Source organism: Streptomyces sp. NBC_01335 (assembly GCF_035953295.1).
Taxonomy (GTDB): domain Bacteria; phylum Actinomycetota; class Actinomycetes; order Streptomycetales; family Streptomycetaceae; genus Streptomyces.
Window position 1 is genome coordinate 8,168,843 of the sequence record NZ_CP108370.1, and the last position, 14,342, is coordinate 8,183,184.

The 14,342-nt window shown below is 70.1% G+C and carries 4 protein-coding genes; all 4 read left to right on the forward strand.

The annotated features are described in order from the left end of the window. The first annotated feature begins 469 nt into the window (after window positions 1-469). The 4 genes from OG599_RS34315 (at window position 470) to OG599_RS34330 (ending at window position 14,196) form a co-directional block, all read left to right on the forward strand. Window positions 470-2,293 (forward strand): alkyl/aryl-sulfatase, encoded by a 1,824-nt coding sequence (locus OG599_RS34315; protein ID WP_327179872.1) that lies wholly within the window; start codon window positions 470-472, stop codon window positions 2,291-2,293. Between the two features lie 88 nt (window positions 2,294-2,381). Continuing rightward, a complete protein-coding gene (locus tag OG599_RS34320; protein ID WP_327179873.1) occupies window positions 2,382-3,173 on the forward strand; it encodes a trimeric intracellular cation channel family protein in 792 nt (263 codons plus the stop codon). A gap of 628 nt (window positions 3,174-3,801) precedes the next feature. Next, complete coding sequence (locus OG599_RS34325; protein WP_327179874.1) at window positions 3,802-7,596, forward strand: LamG domain-containing protein; 3,795 nt, start codon at window positions 3,802-3,804, stop codon at window positions 7,594-7,596. 162 nt (window positions 7,597-7,758) lie between these two features. After that, window positions 7,759-14,196, forward strand: coding sequence for an RHS repeat-associated core domain-containing protein (locus OG599_RS34330; RefSeq protein ID WP_442809650.1), 6,438 nt, complete (start codon window positions 7,759-7,761; stop codon window positions 14,194-14,196). The last annotated feature ends 146 nt before the right edge of the window (window positions 14,197-14,342 follow it).

Below are 14,342 nucleotides of genomic sequence, written 5' to 3' on the forward strand. Positions count from 1 at the left end.
CGCGGGGCCGCCGGAGCTCCCCACCGGGGACACCGCACTCACCACCCGGGCGACAGGTGTCCCAGGGCCGGTCATCCGACTACCGTAAAACTATGGCCAGAACCGAGCGCCAGACCGATCGGCAGGCCGCCTACGTATGCCCGGCATGTGAGCGGCCCGTCGGGAGCGTGGTCGCACGGCGCAAAACCCTCGGCATCTTCGTACCCCGCTGGGTTCCGGGCCCCTGTCACACCCCCGGCTGCCCCAGGTGTGCCGACGAGCCCGCGACCACCACGAGCCCCTCGAAACGCCACGTACGCGCCCCGGGACGCCCCGAGCCGCGCCCCTTCCACGGTGGGAGTCGGTGACCTGGCCTGTCTGCCTGCCTGCCTCGCCTCGCGACGCGGAAGCGGCCCGGCATCGGGACCACATCGCGAGGCACGCGGGACATAACCGGGCAATGTGATGCTCAATGCGCTATTCGTTGCCCATGAGTGATCTCGACTACGCCGACAGGTCCGACTTCGAGGACGCCGAGCGGGGCTTCGTCGCCGCACTCTCCCCGGCCGTCGTCCGCACGGACGACGGCCGGGTGATCTGGGACGGCGACGCCTATGCGTTCCTCGACCACGACTGTCCCGGCACCGCGCACCCCAGCCTGTGGCGGCAGAGCCAACTGTGCAACAAGCAGGGCCTGTTCGAAGTCACCGAGGGGATCTACCAGGTCCGCAACCTGGACCTGTCGAACATGACGCTGGTCGAGGGCGACACCGGGGTCGTCGTCATCGACCCGCTGATCTCCGCCGAGACCGCGGCCGCCGCCCTCGCCCTGTACCGCGAGCACCGCGGGGACCGCCCGGTCACCGGGCTGATCTACACCCACTCGCACGGCGACCACTTCGGGGGCTCGCGCGGGGTCCTGCCGCACGGCCACCCACCGGTGCCCGTCCTCGCCCCGGCCGGGTTCCTGGAGCACGCGGTCGCGGAGAACGTGTACGCGGGCGGCGCGATGACCCGCCGCGCGGTCTACATGTACGGCGCCGAACTGCGCAAGGGTCCCGCCGGGCAGATCAGCGCCGGGCTGGGCATGACGACCTCCAAGGGCACGATCACCCTCGTACCGCCGACCCTGGACATCACCCGCACCGGCCAGGAGGAGATCCTCGACGGGGTGCGGATCGTCTTCCAGATGACGCCGGACACCGAGGCGCCCTCGGAGATGAACTTCTACTTCCCCGACCGGCGCGCGCTCTGCATGGCGGAGAACGCGACCCACAACATGCACAACATCCTGACCCTGCGCGGCGCGGTGGTCCGCGACACCCGCATCTGGGCGCACTACCTGGGCGAGACGATCGCCCTGTTCGGTGACCGGGCGGAGGTCGCCTTCGCCTCCCACCACTGGCCCACCTGGGGTCGAGGACGCATCGTCGAGCACCTGGCCGGCCAGCGCGACATGTGGGCCTATCTGCACGACCAGACCCTGCGCATGACCAACCAGGGACTGACCGGCCCGGAGATCGCCGAGCGCATGGAGCTGCCTCCGGCGATCGCGAACCGGTGGGCCAACCGCGGCTACTACGGCTCGGTCAGCCACAACGTCAAGGCCATCTACCAGCGGTACATGGGCTGGTTCGACGGCAACCCCGCCCACCTCTGGGAGCACCCGCCGGTCGAACAGGCCGAGCGGTTCGCCGCCGACTACGGCGGTGTGCCCGCGATGGTCGCCAAGGGCGAGGAGTACGCGGCCGCCGGGGACCTGCGCTTCGCCGCGACGCTGCTGGGGCACGCGGTCTTCGCAGCCCCCGGGGACACGGCGGCCAAGCAGGCGCTCGCCGCGGTGTACGAGAAGCTCGGCTTCGGCGCGGAGAACGGCACATGGCGCAACTTCTACCTGATGGGCGCCCAGGAACTGCGCGGCACCGTCGCACACACCGCGCTGGAGACGACCAACCCCGAGATGGCGATGGCGCTCACCGTCGACATGATCATCGACTCCCTCGCCATCCGCGTCGACGGCCCGCGCGCCTGGGACGAGAGACTGACCATGACCTGGAACGTCACGGACGAGGGGCGCACCTGGCACCTGCTGCTGTCCAACGGAGCCCTCACCTACCGCAGCACCGGCCCGGAGACCGACGAGCCGGCCCCGGCCGCCGATCTGACCTTGACCCTGACCAAGCCGCACCTGCTCGCCGTGCTCGCGGGCAAGGGGCTGGACGACGTACAGGTCCAGGGCGACCCGCAGGTCTTCGCGGCCCTCGCTGGCCTGCTCGACACCCCCGACCCCGACTTCGCCCTCGTCACGCCTTGACCACCGGCGCCCGCCGGTCCCCGGCCCTCTTATCCGCCACCCTCGTATCCGCCGCCCCCGTACCCGTCGCACTCACCGGAGGAGCCCCGTGACCGCGACGCAGTGGGCGATGGGAGCCGTCGGTTTCGGATCGTTCGAATTCACCGGTGGCGGTACGTTCATCAACCTGGTCGCAGCGACGACCAATGCCCTCAACGGGGCGCTGCTGGCCCGCCGTCCCGACCACTACAAGAACTTCACCGTGGTTGGCATCCTCCTCATGGCCCTGCTCGGGGGCATCGGCGGCGGGGTCAGCCGCGACATCATGGTCGGCCGCGTCCCGGCCGCGCTGACCAACTCCTCCTACGTCGTGCTGTGCCTGCTCGCCGGGCTCATCGGATACCACCTGGCCTACTCCGAAGGGCAGTTGTTCCGTGAGGGCCTCTTCCAGTTCGTCACCTCCTTCGCCCTGCCCTGGTACGCCATCGTCGGGGCGCAGACCGGGGCGGACGTCGGCCTGCCCGTGGTGGGCTCCCTCGTCCTCGCCGTCGTGGGACCCACCGCCGGGCGCTTCCTCATCGACGTCTCCTGCGGCGTTCCGCCCAAGCAGTTCGTCCGCGGCGAGTGGTTCGTCGCCGTCGCCGCGCTGACCGGAGCCGTGTGGATCGCCCTGGACCAGGCGGGGCTCCCGCGCGGCGCGAGCGCACCGCTCGCGTTCCTGGTCGGCTTCGCCGTCCGTCTCGCCGCCCTCTACCGAGGCTGGGAAGAGCCACTGGCCACCGAACCGGCCGGTGTGTACCGCCACGACGACGGCCGCCCGCTCCTCGGCCGCAAGATCGCCGGCAAGTCCGTCCGCGAACTGCGCCTGCTCGGCCTGACCGTCGAACCTCACGACCGGTAGGACCAGTACCGCCGGAACCGGGAAGCGGGACGTTCCGTGCGGCCCGGGGAGCGCGAACGGCCGGGGCGAGATCGTGATCCCGCTCCGGCCGTGGGGCCCTCCGCCAGGTCCGGGCGGCGTGCTCAGCGCAGTCGGCACGCCGTGGGGAGGGTCTGGCGGACGGTGTCGCCCTCGGTCGATCGGCACGTGTGTGCGGAGATGAAGATTTATTAATGCCGACGTGAACACCGACCCTTTAAAAGGTGTCTCTCGGGTTGCATGCGGAATCCGCACTCCCTCTTCCTGCGACCCGGCCGGAATTTACTTTCCGATCTTTGTCGGAAGGGGGTTGTTTTTCGTCCTTCCAGCCCGCTCGAAAGTCAATCGGAAGGGCCGATTCCTCTCCCGATGAGAGGTGGAGGAGCCCTTCGTCCGGTTCGGTTGGCATGACAGGGGAGGGGTGGGTTCGGAACTATCTTTCGCATTTGTTTCCGCCTGGCGAATCATCGAATTGCCCGCAAGGAAAGCTGGTTGCCGATCAGTCCGAGCCATGTTTTCCTCAGCTGATTTTTTGGCGCCGCCTACGAACCCGACCAGGTCCTTCGTGCGAGCGGCGCGGGACCAGGAAATGACGGGGTGGGGCATACCGATGGGCAGCACAAGACACAGGCCGAAACTGCGCACGACGGTGGTGGGGGCGCTCTCGGGGCTGCTGCTCGGCGGACTTCCCGTCCTGCCGCCGACTCCCGCCGCCGCCGCGCCGGGCCAGGACGCCGCCGGCGTGTCCGCGGCCGCGCAGGCGTCCGCGCGCGCGGTGGCCACCGGGAAGCCGGTCGAGGTGGTCACCGAGCGCACCGAGTACTCGACCACGTACGCCAACCCGGACGGCACCACCTTCAACCTCAAGCAGTCGGTCGTCCCCGTCCGGGTGGCGCAGGCCGGTGGCGCCTGGGCGGTGCCCGACGCCACTCTGACCCGTCGTGAGGACGACCGGATCGCCCCGAAGGCGTCCGTCGCCGGTGTGTCCTTCTCCGGCGGAGGCGACGGCGACGACCTGGTGAGCATCACCGAGGGCGGACACAGCCTGACGGTGGGCTGGCCCGGCTCGCTTCCCGTTCCCACGCTGGACGGTGACTCGGCCGTGTACGCGAACGTCCTGCCGGACGTGGACCTGCGGATGACGGCGACCACCGAGGGCTATCGCGAGGTTCTCGCCGTCAAGACCGCCGAGGCCGCCGCGAACCCGGCACTGGCCGCGTTGCACCTGCCGGTACGGTCCGACGGCCTGGTACTGAGGGAGGGGGCGGGCCAGTCCCTGCAGGCGCTGGACGAGAACGGCGCGACCGTCTTCCGCGCCCCGACGGCCCGCCAGTGGGACTCCACCGGGCACGACGGCGCCACCGCCACCCGGGCCGACCTGCCGAGCACTGCCCCGGTCAAGTCGGCGTCGGCCAAGGCAGCTTCGGTCAGGTCGGCGTCGGCCAAGGCAGCCTCGGCCACGAACGCCGTAGCCGCGACGACCACCGCCGACACCGCGACGGCTGGTTCCGAGGCCGGGGGCGACGGGTCGGGCGTCACCGACCCGGCCGAGGGCCCCGGCGACGGCGCGACCGCCGTCCCGCTGGACATCTCGGTCTCCCCGAGCGCCATCACCGTCCTCCCCGACGCGGGCCTGCTCAAGGGCGAGGACACCGTCTACCCGATCTACATCGACCCGGACGTCTCCTGGTCGGAGTCCGAGCGCACGGTGCTCTCCTCCGACGGTGACGCCTTCTACAACTTCTCCGGCGGCGACGAGGGCAAGGGGGTGGGCCTCTGTTCGATCTACTACACCGGCGGCTTCGGCTACCCCTGCACCACGGGAACCCCGTACAAGCAGCGCATGTACTTCGAGTTCTCGCCTTCCGCGCTGAAGGGCAAGAAGGTACTGGACGCCACCTTCCGGGTGACCGAGCGCTGGTCCATGTCCTGCACCGCCACCGTGGTGCAGCTGGTGCGTACCGGTGACATCTCCTCCTCCACCCGGTGGCCCGGTCCGACCGCCAACTGGGACGTCATGGGCGACCGCACGGTGTCCGCGGGCCGCGGTGGCGACTGCGACCCGAGCCAGCCGGCCAAGCCGATCGAGTTCAACGACGATCCCAGCCAGGCGTACGAGAACCTGACCAAGACCGTGCAGTCCTTCGCCGCCGGCGACATGTCCCGGCTGACGCTGATGCTCAAGGCCGGGGACGAGGGGTCGTCCAACAGCTGGAAGCGTTTCGACGACGACGCGGTCCTCGACGTCGACTACGTGGGTGTCCCGGCCCCGCCGACCAGTCCCGGCGTCCTGTCCGGCAGCGGCACCACCTGTGAGACCAGTGAGTCGGACCCGGCGATCATCTCGGACCCGACCCCCGACTTCCTCGCCAACGTCCAGACGGAGTCCGGTGGGGAGAGCGGCGCCACCCTGCGGGCCCACTTCCTGGTGCAGAAGAAGAACACCGACGGCAGTTGGTCCACGTTCACCGAACCCGTCCGTCCGTCCAGCGGTTTCGTCACCGACAACGCCAAGGTCCAGGTGACGTCTCCGCTGACCTTCGCGGACGGGGCCCTGGCCCGGATGTCCTCCTGGACCCGGTCCTACTGGAGCGGCGACGACCACATGATCGAGTCGACCCACAGCTCCGTGACGACCAAGGGCTGGTGCTACTTCAAGGTCGACACCACCGCGCCGAAGGCGCCCACCGTCACCACCGACGGGAAGTACACCCTGTGCACGGCCAACGACTGCGCCGCGGGCGGGGGACCGGGCCAGGGCGGGAACTTCTACTTCAAGCCCGCCGCGAGCGACACCAACATCGCCGGCTACGAGTACCGGCTGCCGACCTGGCCCGCCTGGCACTCCGTCACCGGCTCGGCGCCGACGAAGCTGATCACGCCGGAACTGCCCGGCACCCAGGTTCTCCAGGTCCGCGCCAAGGACAACGTCGGCTCCGGACGCCCCGGGGCGACCACGAGCTTCCTGTTCAAGGTCGCCGAAGGTGAAGGAGCCTCCGGACGCTGGCACTTCGACGACGCGGCACCCGGCTCCGGGGTGGTCACGGCGGCCGACTCCGCCACCACGCCCGGTACCCGCCACGCGCTGACCTTCCACACCGCCGGCGCGGGCTTCTCCAGCATGGCGCGCAGGGGCGACCAGGACCGGTCCTTCTGGCTGGACTCCTCCGTGACCGCCAACCAGACCGCCTGGGCCGACACCGCCGCGCCGGTGATCAACACGCAGGCGTCCTTCTCCGTATCGAGCTGGGCCTACCTGACGGACAGCACCGACTACCGCTCCATCGCCTCCCAGCAGAACTCCGACGGCACCGGCTGGTCGCTGTACTACTCCTCGGGCGTCCAGCGCTGGGTGTTCCTCTGGTCCTGGTACGAGAACGGCGTGCGGAAGTACCTCGGCGCCAACGCCTCGGCCCAGGGCGTGCCCCTGAACACCTGGACGCACGTCGGCGGGGTCTACGACGCCACCGACCGCACCATCACCCTCTACGTCGACGGCCGCCCGCAGGGCACCCCGGGAGCGCTGGGGACCTCGGGCAAACCGACGACCAGCGACGGGGCGCTCCAGATCGGGCGCTCGGGCTACAGCGGCGGGTTCAACAACTACTGGCGCGGGCGCATCGACGAGGTCGCGGTGTTCCAACGGGCCCTGTCCGACGCCGAGATGGCCCAGGAGGCCGGGCTCATCGACCCGGAGACCGGCAGCACCGCCGTGGAACTGGTCGGCGCGTGGAACCCGGACGGTGCCACGGGGAGCACTCTGGCCGACCCGGTCAGCGGCTACGGGCGGTCCATGGCCCTCAGCGGCGGCGCCACGCTCGACGGTGAGGCCGTGTCACTGGACGGCGTCGACGACACGGCCACCGTGTCCGGCCCGGTCGTCGACGACAGCGGCTCCTTCACCGTCTCCACCGAGGTGGAACTCGACGGTGCCGCCCTGGCCGGCAAGAGCGTCGGGTACAGCGGACAGGTCGTCGGCCAGCGCACGGCCGACGGGTCCGCCTGGGGGCTCTGGTTCAACCGGACCGGCGTCGAGCAGGTCCCGCAGGACGACGGAACCCTGAAGGACGTACCCGTCGGGTACTGGCGGTTCGGACGCCTCGCGGCCGACGGCAAGACGTACACCGCCGTCAGCTCCGAAAGCACCGCGCTGACCGACGAGCGGGTACGGCTGACCGGCGCCTACAACGCGCAGGACGGGACCATCAGCCTGTACCTCGACGCCACACCCAACGACGTGCCCACCGCTTTCACCGCGGTGGCCGGAAGCGGCGACTTCTCCGCCGGCCGGGCCTACGTCAACAAGGCGTGGGGCAACTACTTGCCCGGGAAGATCAGCGATCTGCGGATCTGGGTCGGGGCACCTGCCAACGACACGCAGGTGGAGAACATGATCGGCGGCTGACAGCCGCGGCCGGGGCCCCACCGCGGGCCCCGGCCGACCACCGGGCCGGGCCGTGTCGCGGCCCGGCCCGGTGGTGTCCGGCGTCCGGCGGACCCCACGTCCGGCGGATCCGGCGTCCTCACGCAACATCCGCGCACGAACGCCAAGGGGTGGGACCACACCATGCTTTTCCGTCCGCGAAGACGACGGAACGGCCGACCGGCCACCGTCAGTCGCACACTTCGCCTGACCGTCGGCTCACTCGTGCTCGCTCTGACCGTGCCGGTCGGCCTGGCCCCGCTCGCGCAGGCGGCCGACGCCCTCGGCAGGCCCGACACGCAGAAGACCCGCAGCGCCGAGATGATCCCCGCCGACGCCGCCTCGGCGAAGGCGGTCCGGGCCGGACTGGCCCGGGCCCAGGCGGAGAACCGCGAGCAGGGCGCCAAGGCCCTGGCCGCGCAGCACGCCACCTGGCCCTCCGCCGGCCACGCCGAACTCGTGCGCGGCAAGCGCGCCGAGGTGGGCGGTCTGCCCGTCACCCTCACCGCACCCGCGGCGACGGTGCGGGTACTGGGCCGCGAGGAGACGACCGCCGCCGGGATCAAGGGCGTTCTGCTCTCGGTGTCCGCCACGCAGGCTTCCGTCACCGGACTCGACGTCGACTACTCGTCGTTCGCCTCGGCCTACGGCGGCGACTGGGCCGGCCGGCTGCGCCTGGTGCGGCTGCCCGCATGCGCGCTGACCACGCCGGAGAAGGCGTCCTGCCGCACCGAGACACCGCTGGCCGGAGCGCACAACGACATCGGCGGGCAGACCGTGTCCGCGCAGGTGCCGCTGTCCGCCGCGGTGACGGCCGCACCCGCCACCGCCGTGGTGGCACTCGCCGCGGCTGCCGGCGGATCGGCTTCCGGCGCGGGCACCTACGCCGCCACCCCGCTGAGCGCGTCCTCGTCGTGGCAGGCCGGCGGCTCCTCGGGCTCCTTCACCTGGTCGTACCCCATGACCCCGCCCGCCCCGGCGGCCGGCCCCACCCCCTCGGTCACGCTGGCCTACGACTCCGGCTCCATCGACGGCCGGACCGCCACCACCAACAACCAGGGCAGCGAGGCCGGTGAGGGATTCGACCTGTCGTCCACCTCGTACGTGGAGCGCTCCTACGGCTCCTGCGACGACGACGGCCAGGACGACAAGCTGGACATGTGCTGGAAGTACGACAACGCCTCACTCGTGCTCAACGGCAAGTCCACCGGTCTGGTGAAGGACGACGCCACCGGCACCTGGCGGCTGAAGGACGACGACGCCTCGACCGTCAGCCACGGCACCGGTGCCGAGAACGGCGACGACGACGGCGAGTACTGGACGGTGACCACAGGAAACGGCACCAAGTACGTCTTCGGCCAGAACAAGCTGGACGGCGCGGGCACCGAGCGGACCAACTCCACCTGGACCGTGCCCGTCTTCGGCGACGACTCCGGTGAGCCGGGCTACAGCGGGGGCACCGCGTTCGCCGACCGCTCGGTGACGCAGGCATGGCGGTGGAACCTCGACTACGTCGAGGACCTGCACGGCAACGCGATGTCGTACTGGTACACCGCCGAGAGCAACTCGTACGCCAAGAACAAGGCCGCCACCGCCACCGCCGCCTACACCCGCGGCGGATACCTGACCAAGATCCTCTACGGCCAGCGCAAGGGCGCCCTGTTCACCGGCACCGCCTCGCACAAGGTGACCTTCGACTACGCCGAGCGCTGCACCGCCACCGACTGCTCGGACCTGAAGGACTCCACCGCCGACAACTGGCCCGACGTGCCCTTCGACTCCCTCTGCAAGAGCGGTGACGACTGCGACGCCAAGAGCCCGTCCTTCTTCACCCGCAAGCGGCTGACAGGGGTCGACACCTTCTCCTGGGACGCGGCCACCACCACCTACGACGCCGTGGACTCCTGGGACCTCACCCAGCACTTCTTCGACGGCGGCGACCTCGGGGACACCTCCGACCAGGTGCTCGTGCTCGACTCGGTCAAGCGCACCGGCAGGACCGGCACCGCGATCGCCCTGCCACCGGTGACCTTCACCTACGACAAGCGGCCCAACCGGGTCGACGGCACGGACGACATCGTGCCGCTCTACCGGCCCCGCATCCGCACCCTCGTCGCGGAGACCGGCTCGGTGACCACCGTGACCCTCTCCGACCCGGAGTGCGTGCGAGGCCGGACCCCCGACGAGGACGACGACCACACCTCGTGCTACCCGGTGCACTGGCACATCAACGGCGCCGAGGAAGCGGACCTCGACTGGTTCCACAAGTACCGCGTCCTCGCGGTGACCACCGCCGACCCCACCGGCAAGAACGCCACGACCGAGACCGACTACACCTACGCCGACCCCGCCTGGCACTACGACGAGAACCCGCTCACCCCGCAGGCGGAACGGACCTGGTCGCAGTGGCGCGGCTACGGCCGGGTCACCACCGTCAAGGGCACCGACGCCACCACGTCCAAGTCGGTCACCCTCTACCTGCAGGGCATGGACGGTGACCGGGTGCTGGACCCGGACGGCAAGCTGGACGCGACCGCCCGCAAGGACGTCCAGGTGAAGGCGCTCGCCGTCCCCGGGCTGACCGTCGCCGACCAGCCCGACAGCGAGCAGTACGCCGGTTTCACCCGGCAGCAGGTGACCTACGACGGCAGCCAGGCGGTCGCGGTGACCGTCAGCAACCCCTGGTCCAAGCAGACCGCCACCCAGCACGCGTCCTACGCCGACACCGAGGCGTACTTCGTCCGCACCGGCGGCACCACCACGTCGACGTACCTCACGGCCACGGACTCCTGGCGCACGCACTCCACCTCGACCACCTTCGACTCCTACGGGATGAAGGCCACCGAGGAGGACGCGGGCGACACCGCCAAGAGCGGCGACGAGATCTGCACCCGCACCTGGTATGCCCGCAACACCGCCAAGGGCATCTCCGGCCTCGTCTCCCGCAGTCGCACCGTCGGCCGCGCCTGCGCCACAGGCGAGGACCAGCTCGACCTGCCCGCCACGTCCGCCGGCCGCGGAGACGTGCTCTCCGACAAGGCCACCGTCTTCGACAACACCTCCGCCACCGCCTGGACCGCGAGCCAGACCCCGACCCTGGGCGACGCCTCCTGGACCGGGCGGGCAGCCGCGTATCCGGCCACCGTCGTCGGCGGGGAGCGCGGGCCCACCACCTGGCAGACCACGGCCAAGACCCTCTTCGACACCCTGGGCCGTCCCACCACCGTCACCGACGCCGCCCTCAACGCCACCACCACGGCCTACACGCCCGCCGCCGGCGGACCGCTGACGATGGTCATCACGACCAACGCGGCCACGCAGAAGACGTTCACCTACTACGAGCCGGCGCGCGGCAACGTGACCCGCTCGTACGACATCAACAACGCGCAGACCCGGTCCACCTACGACGCCCTCGGCCGGATCACGGCAGTGTGGCTGCCCAACCGCACCAGTGACCAGCCCGCCAGCTACGTCTACGGGTACAGCATCAGCAACACCGCCGCCTCCTGGACCTCGACCGGCTCCATCAAGGCCGACGGCGACACCTACGAAACCGCCTACTCCCTCTACGACGCCCAACTGCGCCCGCTGCAGACGCAGAAGCGCAGCCCCGAGGGCGGCCGCATCCTGACCGACACCCGCTACGACAGCCGAGGCCTCGCCTACGAGACCTACGCGGACGTCTACGACAGCAAGAACCAGCCCTCGGGCACCTACGCCCGCGCCGAGTACGGCGGCACCGCCAAGCAGACCTCCACCACCTTCGACGGCGCCGAACGCCCCAGGACCAGCACCTTCTTCACCTACGGCGACAAGCGCTGGTCCACCACCACCACGTACACCGGCGACTCCACGGCCACCTCGGGCGTGACGGGCGCCTCGGCGAAGCGCGTCATCACCGACGCGCTGGGCCGGACGACCGAGACCCGCCAGTACGCCTCCCCGTCACCCGACGACCCGGCCTACGGCGGCGCCACCCAAACCCTCTACGCCTCGACGAAGTTCGCCTACACGCTGGACGACAAGCAGTCGAAGGTCACCGGGCCGGACAACAGCTCCTGGACCTGGGTCTACGACCTGTTCGGCCGCCAGGTGAAGAGCACCGACCCGGACAAGGGCACCGAGACCACCGGCTACGACAGCCGGGACCTGCCGTCATGGACCAAGGACGGCGCCGGCCGGGTGGTCATCACCGCCTACGACAAGCTGCGCCGCCCCACCGCCACCTACAAGGCGGCCGCCACCGCGGACCTGACCTCCACCACCGAGGAACAGATCCCGGCCAACCAGCTCACCGCGCTCGCCTACGACCCCTCCGGCTACAAGGGCCAACTGGCCTCTTCGACCCGGTACACCAACGGCGCCACCGACACCGCGCACGCCTACACGCGCAAGGTCACCAGCTACGACAGCCTCTACCAAGCGCTGGACTCCACGCTGACGCTGCCCGCCGACGACCCGCTGGTCACGTCCGGCGCGGTACCGTCCGCGACGCTGTCCTTCAGCGCCCACTACGACATCACCGGTGCCCAGGACCAGGACGTCCAGCCCGCGGCGGCCGGACTGCCCAAGGAGATCATCGACACCGGATTCGACGACTACGGCCTCCCGAGCACGCTGAGCGGTACCCAGGACTACGTCCTCGCGAGCGACTTCACCGCCACGGCCAAGGTCCAGCAGCTGACCCTCGGGGTCTCGGCAGCCGCAGGCGTGAAGAAGGCGTACCTGTCCAACCTCTGGGACGAGGGCACGGACCGTCTGACCCAGTCCGTGGTCACCGACGACACCCACTCCTGGCAGCTCCAGCAGCTCAACTACGCCTACGACCAGGCAGGCAACGTCACCTCGCTCACCGACCCCACCGTGCTGGGCGGTGCGACCAGCGCCGACAACCAGTGCTTCGCCTACGACGGCTACCAGCGACTGACCGAGGCGTGGACGCCCAAGGCGGCGGACTGCGCCGACTCCGGCCGCACCGCCGCCAACCTCGGTGGGCCCGCTCCCTACTGGAACAGCTACACCTACAACAGCGCCGGCCAGCGCACCACCGAGACCACCCGCACCACCTCCGGGAGCACCACCTCACGCACCTACTGCTACAACAGCACCGCCCAGCCGCACACCCTGACGGCCACTCCGTCCGGCACCGCCGCGGGCGCCTGCACCGGGGTCACCGCCGTTTACGGCTACGACACGGCCGGTGATACCACCGCTCGCCCCGACGGAACCGCGACCCAGTCCCTGGCCTGGGACGGCGAGGGCCGGCTCGGCAGCCTGAAGGAGACGGCCGGCTCCACCACCAGCACGACCGGGTACGTCTACGACACCGACGGCACCCTTCTCGTACGCCGTGACACGGGCGGGGAGACCGTCCTCTACCTCGGTGCCACCGAAGTCCACTACAACGCCGCGACCGGCAAGAAGTGGGCCCAGCGCTCCTACTCGCTCGGCGGCACGAAGGTGGCGGTGCGCACCAACCAGAGCGGCACCTCCACCCTCACCTGGATCGCCGCCGACCGGCACGACACCGCGAGCCTCGCTCTGACCGCCGACGCCCAGGCGATCACCAAGCGCTACAGCACCCCCTTCGGCGCCGATCGCGGTACCGCGGTGACCACCTGGCCCGACGACAAGAAGTTCCTCGGCAAACCCGCCGACGCCACGACCGGCCTCACCCACGTCGGAGCCCGCGAATACGACCCACTGCTCGGTCAGTTCCTCAGCGCCGACCCGCTGCTGGACACCTCCGACGCCCAGTCCCTGAACGGGTACGCCTACGCCGACAACAGTCCCCTGATGGGCTGGGACCCGACGGGTGAGGACAACTGGTGGGCCGACCCCACCATGAACAAGCCCGTGAACAAGGGCGGAACGCCCCTCAGCCAGGACTTCGTCAACGAACAGGGCCTCGGCCACCTGTGCAGCCCGACCCTCTGCTCGCACTTCGACCCCAAGAAGATGCCGGCCGGCGGCCCGGTCTACGAGTACCCGCCGGTCCAGGCCGAGGACGCCAACCGTCCGGCCTGGGGAACCCTGAAGGCGGACGCGCACGACAAGACGGTGTTCTTCGCGGCCGGCTCGGTGGCTCTGTCCTACGTCTCGATGCGAGGCTGGCAGCGCGGCTCCGACCTCATGAAGCACTGGCTGATGAACGGGGGCGAGACCGTCGAGCTCGACGTCATGGACATGATGGACAGCCTCTCCTACATGAGGGAGGAGGTCGGCCGTCAGATCAAGGAGGGTCACTTCGACAGTGGTTGGAAGGGCAGCAGCGTGGCTCGCGGACAGCAGAAGGGGAAGAACAAGGGCGCTGCCGCCGACGACTACTACTTCGCACTCAACGGGTACCAGTACCGGGTGCGCGGAGACACGGTGATGAAGAGGGGCCGGCTCACCGGTACCGTCACGGTGGATGTCTACAAGCGCTACAACTGGGGGAACATCGGGGGCGGCAAGCCCCGGGGTGACCTCGGAGTGGGGCCTGTCAAGCCACTGAAACAGAACGACCTGGCGAATCTGAACTCGGTCGGGCTGGCTCACGACTTCGACGTCATCGGCCACCAGACGCTCACCGTCGACTGAGGCTGTCCCGCGGTTCCTGGCGGGTGCGCGGCGGCGACGGAATCCCGCCGCGTCGCCGGGACGTACCGCATGCATCCAGCATGCGGACGTCCCGACCCGCTGGCGACGTACCGCATTCGACGCAGCGCACCGACCACCATGAATCG

Excerpts from the sequence above, each read along its gene's own strand:
- OG599_RS34315 (WP_327179872.1), top strand. The coding sequence starts at position 470 with ATGAGTGATCTCGACTACGCCGACAGGTCCGACTTCGAGGACGCCGAG.
- OG599_RS34325 (WP_327179874.1), top strand. The coding sequence starts at position 3,802 with ATGGGCAGCACAAGACACAGGCCGAAACTGCGCACGACGGTGGTGGGG.
- OG599_RS34330 (WP_442809650.1), top strand. The coding sequence starts at position 7,759 with ATGCTTTTCCGTCCGCGAAGACGACGGAACGGCCGACCGGCCACCGTC.